Source organism: Sphingorhabdus pulchriflava, from assembly GCF_003367235.1.
GTDB classification, from domain to species: Bacteria; Pseudomonadota; Alphaproteobacteria; order Sphingomonadales; family Sphingomonadaceae; genus Sphingorhabdus_B; species Sphingorhabdus_B pulchriflava.
Genome location: NZ_QRGP01000001.1, coordinates 566,843 through 582,916, shown reverse-complemented (window position 1 = coordinate 582,916; position 16,074 = coordinate 566,843). Strand labels below are relative to the sequence as shown.

16 protein-coding genes and 1 tRNA gene are annotated in these 16,074 nt (G+C 57.7%); 11 read left to right on the top strand and 6 right to left on the bottom strand.

Going from position 1 to position 16,074, the window contains the following annotated elements; translation table 11 throughout:
- Positions 1-10: 10 nt before the first annotated feature.
- Together DXH95_RS02900 and petA are read right to left on the bottom strand one after the other, a co-directional pair.
- On the bottom strand, positions 11-1,306 hold the full coding sequence (locus tag DXH95_RS02900) for a cytochrome b (RefSeq protein ID WP_115547942.1): 1,296 nt from the start codon (positions 1,304-1,306) through the stop codon (positions 11-13).
- Positions 1,307-1,319: 13 nt separating this feature from the next.
- On the bottom strand, positions 1,320-1,889 hold the full coding sequence (petA, locus tag DXH95_RS02895; protein ID WP_115547941.1) for a ubiquinol-cytochrome c reductase iron-sulfur subunit: 570 nt from the start codon (positions 1,887-1,889) through the stop codon (positions 1,320-1,322).
- 201 nt (positions 1,890-2,090) lie between these two features.
- Here petA and DXH95_RS02890 point away from each other — a divergent pair, with 201 nt between their 5' ends.
- Genes DXH95_RS02890 through DXH95_RS02875 form a run of 4 tightly spaced genes read left to right on the top strand, consistent with a single transcriptional unit; the run spans position 2,091 to position 4,482 of the window.
- A complete protein-coding gene (locus DXH95_RS02890; protein ID WP_115549367.1) occupies positions 2,091-2,561 on the top strand; it encodes a tRNA (cytidine(34)-2'-O)-methyltransferase in 471 nt (156 codons plus the stop codon).
- Entirely contained in the window at positions 2,558-3,415 is an 858-nt protein-coding gene (hemF, locus tag DXH95_RS02885) for an oxygen-dependent coproporphyrinogen oxidase (protein WP_115547940.1), read from the top strand. The genes DXH95_RS02890 and hemF overlap by 4 nt, the downstream gene beginning before the upstream one ends.
- A 4-nt stretch (positions 3,416-3,419) precedes the next feature.
- Positions 3,420-4,007, top strand: coding sequence for a GNAT family N-acetyltransferase (locus DXH95_RS02880; protein ID WP_115547939.1), 588 nt, complete (start codon positions 3,420-3,422; stop codon positions 4,005-4,007).
- 13 nt (positions 4,008-4,020) lie between these two features.
- A complete protein-coding gene (locus tag DXH95_RS02875) occupies positions 4,021-4,482 on the top strand; it encodes a MaoC family dehydratase (RefSeq protein ID WP_115547938.1) in 462 nt (153 codons plus the stop codon).
- Positions 4,483-4,691: 209 nt separating this feature from the next.
- On the opposite strand, the gene DXH95_RS02870 is transcribed toward DXH95_RS02875, so the two are convergent.
- From DXH95_RS02870 to mutL, 4 genes are all read right to left on the bottom strand, one after another.
- Positions 4,692-5,612: a CPBP family intramembrane glutamic endopeptidase gene (locus DXH95_RS02870; RefSeq protein ID WP_115547937.1), complete on the bottom strand. Its 921-nt coding sequence runs from the start codon at positions 5,610-5,612 to the stop codon at positions 4,692-4,694.
- Between the two features lie 31 nt (positions 5,613-5,643).
- Positions 5,644-6,468 (bottom strand): helix-turn-helix domain-containing protein, encoded by an 825-nt coding sequence (locus DXH95_RS02865; RefSeq protein ID WP_115547936.1) that lies wholly within the window; start codon positions 6,466-6,468, stop codon positions 5,644-5,646.
- Between the two features lie 427 nt (positions 6,469-6,895).
- Complete coding sequence (locus DXH95_RS02860) at positions 6,896-7,273, bottom strand: hypothetical protein (protein ID WP_239016525.1); 378 nt, start codon at positions 7,271-7,273, stop codon at positions 6,896-6,898.
- A gap of 99 nt (positions 7,274-7,372) precedes the next feature.
- The gene (mutL, locus tag DXH95_RS02855) at positions 7,373-9,187 is read right to left on the bottom strand and encodes a DNA mismatch repair endonuclease MutL (protein ID WP_115547935.1); all 1,815 of its coding nucleotides are present in this window, start codon (positions 9,185-9,187) and stop codon (positions 7,373-7,375) included.
- 178 nt (positions 9,188-9,365) lie between these two features.
- Between mutL and DXH95_RS02850 the strand changes: the two genes are divergently transcribed.
- The 7 genes from DXH95_RS02850 to DXH95_RS02820 all read left to right on the top strand — a co-directional run bounded on the left by DXH95_RS02850 (position 9,366) and on the right by DXH95_RS02820 (position 16,051).
- Positions 9,366-10,400: a rod shape-determining protein gene (locus DXH95_RS02850; protein WP_115547934.1), complete on the top strand. Its 1,035-nt coding sequence runs from the start codon at positions 9,366-9,368 to the stop codon at positions 10,398-10,400.
- 15 nt (positions 10,401-10,415) lie between these two features.
- Positions 10,416-11,321: a rod shape-determining protein MreC gene (locus DXH95_RS02845; protein WP_115547933.1), complete on the top strand. Its 906-nt coding sequence runs from the start codon at positions 10,416-10,418 to the stop codon at positions 11,319-11,321.
- A complete protein-coding gene (locus DXH95_RS02840; RefSeq protein WP_239016524.1) occupies positions 11,318-11,875 on the top strand; it encodes a rod shape-determining protein MreD in 558 nt (185 codons plus the stop codon). The genes DXH95_RS02845 and DXH95_RS02840 overlap by 4 nt, the downstream gene beginning before the upstream one ends.
- Positions 11,857-13,806, top strand: coding sequence for a penicillin-binding protein 2 (mrdA, locus tag DXH95_RS02835; RefSeq protein WP_239016523.1), 1,950 nt, complete (start codon positions 11,857-11,859; stop codon positions 13,804-13,806). Before DXH95_RS02840 ends, mrdA begins: the two co-directional genes overlap by 19 nt.
- Positions 13,803-14,912, top strand: coding sequence for a rod shape-determining protein RodA (gene rodA, locus DXH95_RS02830; RefSeq protein ID WP_115547932.1), 1,110 nt, complete (start codon positions 13,803-13,805; stop codon positions 14,910-14,912). Before mrdA ends, rodA begins: the two co-directional genes overlap by 4 nt.
- A gap of 93 nt (positions 14,913-15,005) precedes the next feature.
- Positions 15,006-15,081: transfer RNA gene (locus DXH95_RS02825), tRNA-Lys, on the top strand.
- 187 nt (positions 15,082-15,268) lie between these two features.
- Positions 15,269-16,051 (top strand): SDR family oxidoreductase, encoded by a 783-nt coding sequence (locus DXH95_RS02820; RefSeq protein WP_115547931.1) that lies wholly within the window; start codon positions 15,269-15,271, stop codon positions 16,049-16,051.
- The last annotated feature ends 23 nt before the right edge of the window (positions 16,052-16,074 follow it).

Sequence of the window (16,074 nt, the reverse complement as noted above, 5' to 3'; positions counted from 1 at the left end):
TCTTTCCCTGTTAGGCAGCAGCAGTTTCGAGCGGCTTGCCGGTGACCGCTTCGGTGATCGAGTTGGGCAACGGCAAGGTTTTTTCAATCCGCGACACGATCGGCAGGATGATCAGGAAGTGCGCGAAATAATATGCCGCAGCAATCTGACTGATCATCACATAAGGCTGCTCTGCCGGCATCATGCCGCAATAGCCCAGTGCCAAGACGCTTGGGATCAAGCCGAACAAGAAGAACTTCCGGAACAGTGGGCGATAATGGCCCGAGCGCACAGGCGAAGTGTCGAGCCAGGGCAGGAAGAACAGCAGCAGGATCGAACCAAACATCGCAAGCACACCCATCAGCTTCGCCGGAATGATAACGATGCCGGTGAAAGGAATGCCGAAGTCGACCGTGAATGCCTTTAGGATCGCATAAAATGGCAGATAATACCATTCAGGCACGATGTGCGCCGGCGTCGAAAGCGGATTGGCCGGTATATAGTTGTCCGGGTGACCCAGCATATTCGGCGAAAAGAATGTCACAGCGACAAAGGCGAGCAGGAACAGTCCGAGCCCGAACCCGTCTTTCGCAGTATAATAAGGATGGAAAGGAACGGTGTCACTTTCCGCCTTCACCGAAACGCCAGTCGGGTTGGACGAACCCGGAATATGCAGCGCCCAGACGTGCAGGATGATCGTGCCCAGAATGACGAAGGGCAAGAGATAGTGCAGCGAGAAGAAGCGGTTCAGCGTCGCCTGATCGGGCGCATACCCGCCAAGCAGCCACTGGCGCAGCGGCTCACCCACGACAGGAATGGCCGAGAAGAAACCGGTGATAACCTGCGCACCCCAATAGCTCATCTGCCCCCAAGGAAGCACATAGCCCATGAAGCCCGTTGCCATCATTAACAGGAAGATGACCACACCAAGCAACCACACCATTTCGCGTGGTGCCTTATAGGAACCGTAGAAGAGGCCACGGAAAATGTGGATATACACTACGATGAAGAAGAAGCTCGCGCCGTTCATATGCGCGTAGCGGATGAACCAGCCGCCATTCACGTCGCGCATGATATGTTCGACGCTGTTAAATGCGCCATCGATGCTTGCATAATAATGCATGGCGAGGATGATGCCGGTGATGATCTGGATCATCAGCGCGACGCCCGAAAGCACACCGAAGTTCCAGAAATAGTTCAGGTTGCGCGGAACCGGATAGCCGCCGCCAATGGCGTTATAGACGAAGCGGGGGAGCGGCAGGCGCTCATCGACCCACTGCATCACCGGATGCTGAGGCTTATATTCGTTGGCCCAGGGGAAACTCATTTCGTTGCGCTCCTCAACCGATTTTCACGACTGTGTCGGAAATGAATGCGAATTCGGGAACCTGCAGGTTCAGCGGTGCCGGACCCTTGCGGATGCGACCCGCAGTATCATAGTGCGAACCATGGCAAGGGCAGAAATAACCGCCAAACTCGCCCTTCACTTCACCGGCAGCAGCACCCAGCGGCACACAGCCGAGGTGGGTGCAGACGCCCATGGTGATCAGCCAGTTTTCCTTGCCCGGCTTGGTGCGGTCGGCCAGCGTCTGCGGATCACGCAGCGTGCCGACGGCAACCTTGTTCGCATCAGCCACTTCGGCCGGGGTCAGGTTGCGGATGAAAACCGGCTGCTTACGCCAGCTGGTCTTGATCGCCTGACCGGGCTCGATCGCGGCCACATCAACCTCGATCGAGGCAAGCGCACGGACATCGGCGCTGGCCCCCATCTGGTTCAAAAGCGGCAAGGCAACTGCGGCGGCACCAACGCCTGCCCAGCTGACTGCAGCAATGTGAATGAAATCCCGACGGCGAACGCCATCTTCGGCAACTGTTTCTGTCATGCTTTCCGCCTGTTCGACCGTAGCCATGTTTTGCCCTCAAACTCCGCTGAGATGCGACGAAGTGCCGCGCGGTTAACCCCTATATTCTTGTCATTCTTGCACAGTCTGGTTTGCAGGCCAACTGTGATTCCGCGGCCTCATAGACGCGTTGCGCCTGATTTGCCAACCGGGAAATTGGCTAATATGTGTCATTCGCCTGTGTATAAGTTGCAAAAAACGGAACCAGATTTGAAAATTGCCCTATACCAGCCCGACATCGCCGGAAATGTCGGCACGATTTTGCGCCTGAGTGCGTGCCTTGGTGTGCCCTGCGCCATCATTGAACCATGCGGCTTTCCATTTTCGGACAAGGCACTGAAACGGGCCGGTATGGATTATGCGGAGGCCGTAGATGTGCAGCGTTTCGGTGATTGGGACGCGTTCGCCCAATCCGCCAAAGAAGAAGGTCGTCGGATTGCGCTGATGAGCAGCAGGGGCTCAAAGTCGCTGTACGAAACCGAATTCATGGCGAGCGACATCCTGCTCTTTGGTTCTGAGAGCACAGGTGTTCCCGACAATGTCCATGCAGCCAGCGACTTGCGCATCCGGATTCCGATGCAAGCCGGATTTCGCTCCTTGAATGTTGCCGTGTCGGCTGGCATCGCGCTTTCGGAAGCCTTGCGCCAAACAGGGCAATTGCCAATGGAGAAGACGCCATGACGTTGACCCTCGACGTCCAGCAAGCCACCGCCCGCGAATGGTTCGAATCGCTGCGAAACCGCATTTGCGCGGAATTTGAGGCCATCGAGCGTGAGGCCGGGTCCGATGCCAGCTTTGAGTATCTGCCCTGGGACCGCACCGATCATGACGGCTCGCCCGGCGGCGGAGGGGTGCGCGGGGTTATGAAGGGCAAGGTATTCGAGAAAGTCGGTGTCAATGTCTCGACAGTCGGCGGTGCCTTTAACCCCGATTTCGCCCAGACCATCCACGGTGCGGCCGAAGACCCCAGTTTCTTTGCCACCGGAATTAGCTTGGTTGCGCATATGGCCAACCCGCATGTGCCCGCCGTGCATATGAACACCCGCTTTCTTGCAACCACCAAACGCTGGTTCGGCGGCGGGGCAGACCTTAACCCGCCCATTGCCTATGACGAGGATACAGAAGAATTTCACGCCCGCCTGCGCGCCGCTTGCGCGCCCTATGGACCGGACGTTTATGAACGATACAAGCAATGGGCCGACGATTATTTCTGGATCCCGCATCGTCAGGTGCATCGCGGCGTCGGCGGGATATTCTACGACCATCTCGAATGTGAGAATGACACGCTGTTCGAACGCAACTTCGCCTTCACCCGCGATGTGGGAGAAGCCTTTCTCGACATTTTCCCGAAGATCGTCCGCAAGCGGATGGGGCAGGAATTTAGCGAGGCTGAAAAGCAGGCGCAGCGTATCTGGCGCGGTCGCTATGCAGAGTTCAACCTTGTCTATGACCGCGGCACTACCTTCGGCCTCAAGACAGGCGGTAACGTCGACGCAATATTGATGAGCCTGCCGCCCGAAGTGGTTTGGGAATAGCGGCTTGGCCTACTCCCCGATTCCCGACGGCCATATAGCCGCCATCGTGACTTCGCTCGAGATAACGGCGCGCCCACCCTTGCGCCCCATGCCGGCGGGCGAATTGCGGCTCGAACGGTGGGAAGCCCCTGCCCTCGAAAAATACCGCCTGCTCTACCGTCGCGTGGGGGAGCCATGGCTTTGGTTCTCACGCCTGGTTATGGCGGATGAAGAGCTCGCAGCTATCATCCACAATCCCGATGTCATGATCTGGGCGGTGACCGACCGGCGCGGAATCGAAGTTGGCATATTGGAACTCGACTTTCGCGAGGCCGGGCAGTGCGAACTCGCCTTTTTCGGTCTGATTCCCCCGCTCAACGGCAAAGGCCATGGCCGCTGGCTGATGGCAATGGCACTTCAAGCCGCATGGTCGCGCAAGGGCGTGGAGCGGCTGTGGGTCCACACCTGCACGCTAGATGGACCGGGCGCCCTGTCATTCTATATGAAAAGCGGCTTCATCCCTTATCAGCGCCAGCTCGAAACCTTCCCCGACCCGCGCCTGACCGGCCATCTGCCGCGCGAAGCGGCCCCGCAAATTCCGATTATCGAATAGGATCCCTTTTTCAATGCTCCATTATGAAGACATCGTCATCGGCACCAAGTCCAGTTACGGAAAGTATGAGGTCACACGCGAGGAAGTGATCGAATTCGCCAGCAAATATGATCCGCAGCCCTTCCATCTCGACGATGAAGCGGCAGCACAAACCTATTTCGGGCGGCTGTCGGCGAGCGGCTGGCATACCGGCTCAATGGCGATGCGGATGATGGTCGACAATATGAAGGTCAACCAGCAGGCGGGATTGGGCTCCCCAGGCATCGACGAACTGCGCTGGCTGAAGCCGGTCTATCCGGGCGACACACTGCGCGTCGAGCATGAGATACTTTCCAAACGCCGTTCAAAATCACGCCCCGAAATGGGCAGCTTCGTTGGCCGGACCACAGTGTTCAATCAGAACGACGTCGCGGTGATGACGATGGTATCGACCGGGTTGATCCGGGTGCGCCATCCGGAGGTGGTGGGGGACTAGTCAATTCTCCCCGAGCAGCCTCTCGACTTCCCCCAGCAGCACCCAAGTTACAACGCATGACTTTAGCATAAACAATTAGCGTTTTCGGATCATCGTGTGTGACTTTGTAGGGGCGCGGACTGTCAGGTTGTGGCGAGGAAGCGACTAAAACTGCCGCTCACAGTCATTTTGCCGTACTGTCTCAACCCTGGGCTTGCGGAGCGACGCGGCTATAGTTGATGTTCGGAATCTGGCGGGTCGATTCCATTTCGTCCACGCCGCGTCGTAATCAAGAGCAGGCCCAGACTCGCCGCAGTCAGCAAGCCAAGCGTGTAAATGCTCCCTTCCGGTCCCTCCCCGGCACCATTGAGCCAGGCCGGCCCGACAGGCACTAATTTCACCACCAGTGCGGGTAGACCGGTGTCCAATCCCGTGATCGGCACATCAAATCCGGTGCCCCCAAACCAGTTCCAGCCGACGTGCCAGCCCATCACCCCCCAGATCGAATTCGAATACCGCACCCAGGCGCAGGCGAAAATCGCGAAGATGAAGGTCATGACCAACTCCAGCAGCGTAGCTCTGGGCGAAAAGTGAACAAAGGTGAAAGCGGCGGACGACAATATGAAGGCGGCAGTTATGTTCCAACGCCGCATGATGGTTGAGAACAGCCAGCCGCGAAAAACGAACTCCTCCACGCTCGCTTGCACGACAAAGCCTGCGAGCAACAGGGCGATCCAGCCAAGCGCAGCAGGGCTGGCAAAGGCGGGGGCCAGATCAGCGACACGGTATCCGCCGGAAAGGGCTATCGCCGTCACGATTGCGCCCATCATCGCTATGCCAACGGCCAGTCCGGTCAGGAACTTTTTGAGTCGTTGTTCGCCGCAAAGTCCGACACTGGCGAGGCTTCTCTTTTCGACCCAGCGAACCCAGCCAGATATCGCAAGCCCCAAGGCGCTGAACGAAACCAGCATCAGGAAAAAGCCCAAGGGTCCGCGCGGGGGGCCCATCGGCTCAGTAAAGCCGAGATATGCGAGTCCGAGATCGCCCGGCAACATGCTGATGACAAGAAGGAAAATGCAGATAAAGGGGGCGGCGATACTCGGCGGTATCCAGCCCTTGGCCGGCTCGTCGGAAAAGATCATCTGTGTCATGTCGCCTCAGTTACCCGCTGGCAGCGGATGGCTATAGAATGATCGTGCGGAACAAGTCCGAACGAAGCCATTGCTTCGGCGTGAGACCAACTGCTTTGCGGAATGTACGGCCAAAATGGCTCTGGTCGGCAAAACCAGCGCCATGGGCAGCCTCAGCCAGCGTCGCGCCATCACGCAACAGCCGCTTGGCAAAATCGACCCGTCGGTGCTGCAGATAGCGATAAGGACTGGTGCCGAGCAATGCTCGGAAATCACGCGAAAGCTGCCAACGGTTACAGCCCGTCACTTGTTCAAGTTCATCAAGTCGCGCACCGGAAACGACGGCGGCTTCGAGAAATTCGCGCGCCCTCATTACGGCTGTTCGGTTGGCGACCCTCACAGTTGCCGCCCTGCCAGCCGCACTGTTCATGGCATGGGCCAGATCGTAAAGCGCGTCTTCGTAAGCACCGGGATCCTCAGCACCTGCGCAGTCGATAACCATGTGGAAGGCTGCCGCGATCAAGGCGGGATTGGTCGAGACGCCATTAACGACAAACGGCAGTTCCGTCCCTCCAAGCACTGCCTGGACATGAGTTGGCGGAACATAGGCCGCCTGATAGGTGAATCCAGCCTCATCGTTGCAGTGGCCATCGTGTACTTCGTCGGGATGGAGGATAAGCACCTGTCCCGGCAGTGAATGTCGCATCGCCCCGCGATAGTTGAACGCTTGCACCCCAGCCAGAGTCAAAGCGACAGTGTAAGTATCGTGCCGATGCGGCGAAAACGCTGCCCCGACCAGCCGGTGTGCGACTCGCTCGATCCGCTCGAACGATCCGACCGAATGCGATGGGTTCGAGGAATGCGCTGCAGAATTCATCGGTTATATGTTGGGAGTAACGAGCAAGAAGGCAAGCCTTGCGAATTGGAGTGGGATTGTCGCTTCGCTTACAAAACTTTCAGGCCTGTACCGTCTTTCCCTACAAAAGCGGCCTCATTTGAAACTTGGAGGTCCGTCGGATTGGCCTCTTCCAGGTCTGCAAGCCACAACAAACCTTCCGTTGGCGCTTCTCCTGAATAGATGGCAGTTTGCAGCAACTTCGGCGTGGACCGCGAGCGACCGAAATGTCGTCGCGATCGGACGTTCGACCGACTAGGAGGTGCCGCTTACAAATTATCTATTTAAGTCAATCACTTCCTCCCAAACAGCTTCTCGACATCGCCAAGCGCCAGCTTCACCTATATTGCAACACAAAACTTCGGCAGAAATGTGTGGTCTTTTCTTACTTTCTTGGCGTTTGGGGGCTTTAGCTGTCGCCTTCATCGGGCAGGAATATGTCGCGTTCTAAGGTCATTTTAGCACCCTTCATTCGCGTTTCAGCACAATGCCAATGGGCGTAGATTATCTGAGTAGGTTTTGCTTCCGCATCCCCGTTCCATAAACTAGAAGCGCTTATAGACAACGCGGGACTGTCAGTCCGATCAATTCCCAATCCGCAAAACCAGCACTCAAAACTATCACCCAATAAAGCGTTAGCGAGGTTCGGCTCGGTCTCCACACGGACGAGCAGGTCTTCAAGCGTTGCTCGGTCTCGCTCTTCAAGCGCCTTATCAAAGCGCTCTAAAAGTCCTGCCGAGAACAAGCGCTCATTCAGTGTCATTCCTGCGTGTTTTGAATTGCTCATCGGTTTGACTTAGCTTGCGCGTGAATTGTCTACAATGGGTCGAAAGCAGAAGCTTGCTAATCACGGTCGTCCCACTTGCAAACTATAAATCTAACTCATTCATTTTCTTCCGAAAAGTTTCTCAATATCGAGATGTTGGAGCTTCACCCAAGTCGGTCGGCCATGGTTGCATTGGCCCGAATGCGGGGTGACTTCCATCTCGCGCAGCAGCGCGTTCATTTCCGCAACGCTCAGCACGCGGCCTGCGCGCACCGAGCCGTGGCAGGCCATGGTTGCGGCGACCAAGTCGAGTCGTTCCTTGAGGCTGATCGCCTCATCATATGCTGCAAGATCGTCGGCGAGGTCTTTTACAAGAGCTTGGACGTCTTTGGTGCCCAGCAGCGCAGGCACGCTACGCACCAGCATTGCCGCGGGGCCAAAACGTTCAATTTCAAGGCCGAGGTCGGCCAATTCGGTTATCCGTGTCTCCAACCGGTCGCAGGCGGTTTCTTCTAGCTCGACCACTTCTGGCACGAGCAGGCCCTGCGTCGCTACGCTGCCATTTGCGGTCGCCGCGCGCATCTTTTCGAGCACCAGCCTTTCGTGCGCCGCGTGCTGGTCGACGATGACAAGGCCGTCCTCCGCCTCGGCCACGATGTAGGTTGCTGCCACCTGCCCGCGCGCCACGCCGAGGGGATGGCGCACAGCTTCGGGCACAGCTTCGGTCGATGGCTCGGCGCGGCCCATCAACGGGGCCAGTTCTTCTCCCTGAATAGCCACCAGATCGGCAAAGCTCGACCGCGCTTCAGATAGCCCGCCAAAAGCGGGGCGACGCGCATAATTGCCCTGATAGGCGGTTGGCGGTGCGGCGAAGATATCGCCCTGCGCGGTGCGCACAGGTTCCTGCTGCCAGTTGGCCAGCGCAGCCTCTGCGGGGCGTTGCACGCTGCGGAAACCCGCTTGGTCGATAGCGTGGCGAAGGCCCGACACTATCATCCCGCGCACCAGCGCCGGGTCGCGAAAACGCACCTCGGTCTTCGCCGGGTGGACGTTCACATCAACCTCGCTGGGAGGCAAATCAAGGAACAGTGCGACCACAGCATGGCGATCACGCGCCAGCATTTCGGCATAGGCGCCGCGCACCGCGCCGACCAGCAGCCGGTCTTTCACCGGTCGCCCGTTGACGAAGAGATATTGATGATCGGCCACGCCGCGATTGTAGGTGGGCAGCGAGGCTATGCCGCCCAGACTGATCCCTTCACGCTGGAAATCGAGGGCGACGCTGTTCTCGGCCAGTTCAGGTGCGGTCAGCGCCGCCACCCGTTCGGGACGGCCCATATCCGGCTGCACCGAAAGCGTCCGCCGCCCATCATGTTCAAGCGTGAAGCCAATATCGGGCCGCGCCATAGCCAGCCGCCGCACCGCATCGAGCGCAGCGGCATATTCAGCGCGCGGGCTGCGCAGGAATTTGCGCCGCGCGGGGATGTTGGCAAACAGATTTTCGACCCGCACTCGCGTTCCCGGAGGAATCGCTGCGGGCGCTTCAGAGACAAGCTGGCCATGGTCGACGACGCGGCTCCAGCCCTCACCTCCACGCACCCTGCTCTCGACGCTGAATTTGGAAACACTCGCAATCGACGGCAACGCCTCTCCGCGAAAGCCCATCGTCAGTACCTGATCGATACTGTCATCAGGCAGTTTTGACGTCGCATGCCGCTCCAACGCCAAAGCGATGTCGTCGGCTGTCATTCCGCAACCGTCGTCGGTGACCTCCACCAGATCGAGCCCGCCCGCACCCAGCCGGATTGATATATTCTGCGCACCGGCATCAATGGCGTTTTCGACCAGTTCCTTCAACGCACTGGCCGGTCTTTCTACCACTTCACCGGCTGCAATCCGGTTGATGAGCGTGTCGGGGAGCCTTCTTATTGACATCTGGGCGCACCTAGACCAAGCGCCGCGCTCAAGCGAATCCTTTCATGGTGAAGAAGCGCGATTTTGCTGTTTTGAAAGACGGCAAATTCCTGTAGTGCGACGCGATTGCGCCGCGCCGTCATCAAAGGCATTTCAGCCCGCAATTCCTCAAACCTCTTTCTGGGTGGAAGATTAGAGAATGTTCAAGCTTTTCCGGTTTGCCTCGCAAGACATGGCAATCGATCTCGGCACGGCGAATACCGTGGTCTATGTCCGCGGCCAGGGCATCGTATTGAACGAGCCTTCGGTGGTCGCGATTGAAACAATCAATGGCGTCAAGCGCGTAAAGGCAGTGGGCGATGAAGCCAAGCTGATGATGGGCAAGACCCCTGACAGCATCGAGGCTATCCGTCCATTGCGCGACGGCGTGATTGCCGACATCGACGTTGCCGAGGAAATGATCAAATATTTCATCCGCAAGGTGAACGGAAAGCCCAGCATCTTTAGCGCTCCGGAAATCGTGATTTGCGTGCCGTCCGGTTCAACTTCGGTTGAACGCCGCGCAATCCGCGACGCGGCCTCAAACGCTGGCGCAAGCGCGGTGTACCTGATCGAGGAACCGATGGCTGCAGCCATTGGCGCCGACATGCCGGTAACCGAACCTATCGGTTCGATGGTCGTCGATATCGGCGGCGGCACTACAGAAGTCGCGGTGCTTTCGCTTCGCGGTCTGGCCTATACCACCTCGGTACGCACCGGCGGCGACAAGATGGACGAAGCCATCGTCTCTTACGTTCGCCGACATCACAACCTGCTGATCGGCGAAGCCACCGCCGAACGCATCAAAAAGGATTTCGGCACCGCGCGTGCCCCCGCCGATGGCATCGGTCACACAATCCACATCAAGGGCCGCGATCTGGTTAACGGCGTTCCCAAGGAAATCTCGATCAACCAGGGGCAGATTGCCGAAGCCCTGTCCGAACCCATCGGCACCATAGTCGAAGGTGTACGCATCGCGCTTGAAAACACTGCGCCCGAACTGGCAGCTGACATCGTCGACCAGGGCATCGTGCTCACCGGTGGTGGCGCCTTGATGCAGGGGCTGGACGAACATCTGCGTGATGAAACGGGATTGCCTGTCACTGTCGCCGAAGATCCGCTGACCTGCGTCGCGATTGGAACTGGCCGGGCGATGGAAGACCCCGTGTTCCGCGGCGTCCTCCTTACCGCATAAGAGCGGAGCAGGAGGATGGCGCCGCCACGAAACCGGCGCCCGGGCTTTTCCCGAAAGGCGCAGTATAGCCTTTTTGCTACATATGTGCTGGCGATTGCCGGAGCGATCGTGGCTGGCATATTGCTGCTCATTTCGATCGCCGACCCAAAGGGTTTTTCAGCACTGCGGGCCGGTGCTGCAGAGGTCACGTCTCCGATTGCCAGAGGATTTCAGGCGGTGCGTCGCAGCTTCGCCGGAATGGGCGAGAATATGTCCGCCTATCTCGACGCCGCATCGCAAAATGCTGCGCTTAAAAAACAGGTCTCGGCGAACCGCACCAAATTGATAGAGGCCGATGCACTACGCGCCGAAAATCTGAAACTGAAAGCGCTAATAGGCCTGCAGGAAGCAAATCCGGGCGAAACCGTCGCGATCGGAAATTTGATCAGCAGCACGGCTTCCAGCACTCGCCGTCTTGCAATATTGTCCGTGGGCAGCAATCAGGGCGTGGCTGTAGGCTTTCCGATCCGCGCACCAAAGGGGCTGATCGGTCGCGTAATCGAAACAAGTCCGAATACGTCCAAAGTTTTGCTTATTTCCGACGCCGAAAATGTCATTCCCGTGTTGCGCATGCCCGATGGCCTGCCCGCACTTTCTAGCGGAATGGGTGACGGCACCGTCGCGATCAGACCTGTAGATTTGGGAGTGAACAACTTCCGCCGCGGTCAAATTGTGACGACTTCGGGCAGCGGCGGACTCTACCCTCCTAATATCCCGGTTGCGGTAATCGTGCGCAGAACCAGTGACGGCGCACTGGCTCGACCACTCGCCAGCCCTGCCGGCAATAACCATGTTATTGTCCTTCGTCCCTATCACGAAGCGCCACGTAAATTGCTTGAAGCCGCCGAGGCCGCAATACCCAAAGGGCAGGGTGCCGAATGAAGCAGGTGCTGGCCACCGGACGAAAGCTGCTTGGTCCGACGCGCGATTATGAAAGCCGCATCGACCGCGAAACATCGCCTACCCGGATGCTGCTGGTTCCGATCGTCTCGGTAATGGCAGGTTCTATGGCAACCGCTTGGCTGCCGCTCATCGCAGGAACGCCGTTGCTGCCACCTTTGGGCCTTATGATGCTGCTCGCATGGCGGCTCATGCGTCCGGGAATGTGGCCGGCATGGATCGGTTTACCGCTGGGCCTGTTCGACGATCTGTTCAACGGCCAGCCCTTTGGCAGTTCCGGCCTGATCTGGTCGCTGGCGATGATTTCCATCGAACTGATTGACCTGCGGGGCGTATGGCGTGACCATTTGCGGGACTGGCTTATCGCCGCACTGCTGGTTATGCTTGCCTTGCTCGCGGGGCTCGGCATTTCTGCGCTAGCCCAGCCTACTCCGGAGGTCGGCATCATCATTCCGCAAATCCTGCTGTCTGCTCTGCTCTACCCGCTAGCGGTCCGGCTGTGCTCGCACCTGGATGCATGGCGGCTCGCAACATGAAGGAAGAGCGCGGCCCGACAAGCGGGCAACTAGAAATCCGCTTTTCGCGCCGCACTGCTCTGGTCGGGGGCATACAGGCCGCGCTTGGTGCGGTCGTTGCCGCGCGCATGACCTATATTTCGATCTTCGAAAATGAGCAGTACAAGCTCGCCGCCGAAAGCAATCGCGTCAACCTGACGCTGATCCCGCCCCGTCGCGGCTGGTTCATCGATCGCTATGGCAAACCCATCGCCACCAATCGCGCCGACTTCCGCGTTGACCTTATTCCCGAAAGGGTCACCGACAAGGCAAAGACGATCAAGACACTGGGCGAGTTGCTTTCGCTCGACAAGGACGACATCGAACGCATCAATCGTGAGCTGTCGCATGCACGCGGGTTCCAGCCGGTCCAGGTGAAGGACGGCCTGGATTATGAGAGCTTCGCCCGCGTTAGCGTCCGCTTGCCTGACTTGCCCGGTGTAAGCCCGCGCCAAGGCTTTTCACGCTTCTATCCTAGTGGCCCTGCTGTCGGGCATCTGATCGGATATGTCGGCATCGCCTCCGCTGAGGACTATGCCAAGAACAAGGATCCACTGCTGATTACCCCCGGGTACAAAATCGGTAAGGATGGGCTCGAAAAGGCGTTTGAAGACCGGTTGCAAGGAAAGCCCGGAGCGAAACGGGTTGAAGTGACCGCGCGTGGGAAACTGATCCGCGAACTTTCATCGCGCAGCGACACGCCGGGCAAGCCGGTGCAACTGACCATTGATATCGATCTGCACAATTATGCCTCTCGACGACTTGGACTAGAGTCTGGGTCCGTAGTCATCTTCGACTGTCTGACCGGCGACATATTGACGATGGCGTCGATGCCCTGTTTCGACCCGAACAGCTTTTCCGACGGTATCGGCGCGCTGGAATATAAATGGTTGCGACAGGACGATCATATTCCGCTCCTCAACAAAAGTTTGCAGGGGCTTTACCCGCCGGGTTCCACGCTGAAGCCCATGGCAGGGCTTGCGATGCTCAAACATGGTATCGATCCTGAAGAGACGGTTTCATGCGGCGGAGGCTACCGGCTAGGCAACCGCGTGTTCAAATGCCTCGGTCGACACGGGCCGATGAATATGCGCAGCGCGATCATGAAGAGCTGCAACACCTATTTTTATGCGATGAGCAACCGCATCGGCTATGATGCAATCGCACCTGCTGCGCGCGAATTGGGTCTCGGTCAGGAATTCGCCCTGCCCTTCACTTCGCAGCGTTACGGGACCGTACCCGACAGTGAATGGATGCGCCGAAAATATGGCAAGGAATGGTCCAGATCGGATACGCTGAATGCAACCATCGGGCAAGGCTATGTTCTGGCCAGCCCCTTTCAGCTTGCCTTGATGGCGGCCCGCATCGCATCGGGCCTGAAAGTGGATCCGCATATTATCGCTGGCAAACGAAAGCCGGCACAGCATCTGCCCTTCCCCGATGAACATCTCGCAATTGTGCGTGAGGGAATGGATATGGTGGTCAATGGTGCCGGCACGGCCGTTCGTAGCCGCCTTGACCTGCCCGACGTCCGGATGGGCGGCAAGACCGGTACGGCACAGGTGCGCGCCATCAAAGGCGGTCAGCGCGGGCAATCAGGCGCATGGAAATATCGCGATCACGGCTTGTTTGTATGTTTCGCACCGGTTGACCAGCCGCGCTATGGCGCAGCGGTTGTTATAGAGCATGGCATGGGCGGTGCGCGAGCGGCCGCTCCTATAGCGAAGGACGTGCTGACCTTTCTCTATGACCGCGAAAAGGCAATGGCCGCATTGGAAGCTCTGGAAGCGGGCTGGGGCGGAACGCCGGTCGAACGGATGCAACGATCGCTCGATGCCTTTATCGCTGCGTCACGCGGGCCGACCAGAGAGGACAGCGAGGCCGCACAAAAGAAGCAGACGGAGGCGGGATGACCAACGGAATCGTTCCTGCCCCGATCGCCGGTCTTCCATGGCGGCTGATCTTCCTGATGTTCGCGATGACAGGGTTCGGAACTGTCATTCTCTATTCGGCAGCAGGCGGCAGCCTGACTCCCTGGGCAGGGCAGCATTTCGTTCGCTTTCTCGTGTTCTTGACGATGGCCATCGTCCTGTCGCGCTTTCCTCTCGATTTCTGGAAAAAGATTACCATTCCGGCCTATTTCGGGGCGCTTGCTTTGCTTTTTGTAGTGGAATTGATAGGCCAGGTCGGCGGCGGCAGTCAGCGCTGGATCAATATCGGCTTCATGACGCTTCAACCGTCAGAACTGATGAAGCTGGCGATCGTTCTGGCAGCAGCATGGTTTTTTGACCGGCTACCTCCGTCCAAAATCAACAGTCTGGACGCGATTTGGCCGATAATCGCCTTGCTTGGTGTTCCTAGTATATTGGTGATTATCCAACCCGATTTTGACTCGGCCATCGCCTTTGCCTTCCCCGTCGCGGTTATGGCTTTTGTTGCGGGGATGCCGTTGCTCTATTTCATAGGTGGTGGCGCCTCGTTGGCGGCGATTGCGCCGCTGGTCTTTTTCTTTGGCTTGAAAGAATATCAGCAGAACCGGGTTCTCATCTTTCTCAATCCCGAAAATGACCCGCTCGGCGCTGGCTATCACATCACCCAGTCGAAAATTGCGATTGGCTCCGGTGGAGTGTTTGGCAAAGGTTTTCTTAACGGAACACAAAGCCATTTGGACTATTTGCCCGAAGGTCATACCGATTTTGTCTTTGCGACCATGGCCGAGGAATGGGGCCTGATGGGCGGTCTCGCAGTAATGGCAGGTTTCTTCTTTCTTTTACGCTGGGGCTTGAGAGTGGGCCTCGAAAGCCGCTCCCGCTTTGGCCAGCTCGTGGCAGTCGGGCTGACGGCGATGATGTTCTTCAGCATCATGATCAATTTGATGATGGTGATGGGGCTCGCTCCGGTAGCCGGCATTCCCCTTCCCTTTATCAGCCATGGCGGTTCGTCCTTCCTGACGGTGATGATCAGCATCGGTATCATCATGTCGATCGAACGCCACCCCGCCCGTCGCCAGTTCGGTTGAGGCCGATTCCGGCAAAGGGTGGCTTGACAAGAAGAGCATAAAGCATCAAAGGCGCACTCCTGTTTGCAGGGTCGGTTTCTGATTCTGCCGGGTGGACGCTTAGCTCAGTTGGTAGAGCAGCTGACTCTTAATCAGCGGGTCGTGGGTTCGAACCCCTCAGCGTCTACCATTTTTCTTACATAGCAACTTGCTATTGCATCTGGCGATTATGTGATTGGCGCGTTCGCTAAGGCGCCCAATTGCCACTAAATTACAGCCCGCCTACCTCATAAATATGTCGAATATTTTCGCCTGATCTTGCCAAATCCGAAATCAAGTTTAAACGAGCGATTAAATTTCATTGGGAGAGGCTCGGCATGAAGATCGACAGTCAAATATCGGCAGTGGTAACAGGCGCCGCATCCGGCCTCGGTCGTGCGAGTGCAGAAGCGTTGGCATCTGCAGGTACGAAAGTCGCGATTTTCGATATCAATGAAGACCTTGGTAGCGAGGTCGCAGCAAAAATCGGCGGCATATTCTGCAAGGTCGATATCACCAGCGAAGACAGCGTCGTTGCCGGATTTGCAAAAGCACGCGCGGCCCATGGCCAAGAGCGAATCCTTGTCCATTGTGCCATGACCTCGAAGCGTGGCAAAACCCTGTCTTTCGACAAGGAAACCGGCAAGTATAAGCGCACCTCGACCGCAGACTATGAATTTGGTGTGCAGGGCATTCTCGTTGCATCCTATCGCCTCGCCTCGCTGTCGGCGCTCGGCATGAGCGAACTCGAGCCGATGGAAGATGGCGAACGCGGTTGCATCACGCTGACCGCATCGGTCGCCGCGCAAGATGCACAGATTGGTCAGGTCATTTATGGATCTGCCAAAGCTGGCGTAAACGGCCTAGTCCTGCCGCTGGCGCGCGACCTGATGGATCTGGGTATCCGCTGCAACTCCATCATGCCTGGCATTTTCGCGACCCCACTCATGCTCGGCGCCCCGCAAAATGTGCTCGATAGCCTTGCTGCATCTGTCCCCTTCCCCAAGCGCCTCGGAAAACCCGAGGAGTTTGGCAGCCTGGTGCTCGAACTCAACCGCAACACCTATTTCAATGGCCAATGCTTGCGCCTCGACGGCGCGATCAGAATGGCCCCTCGTTAAAAATCAGGAAAGCCACATGGCCC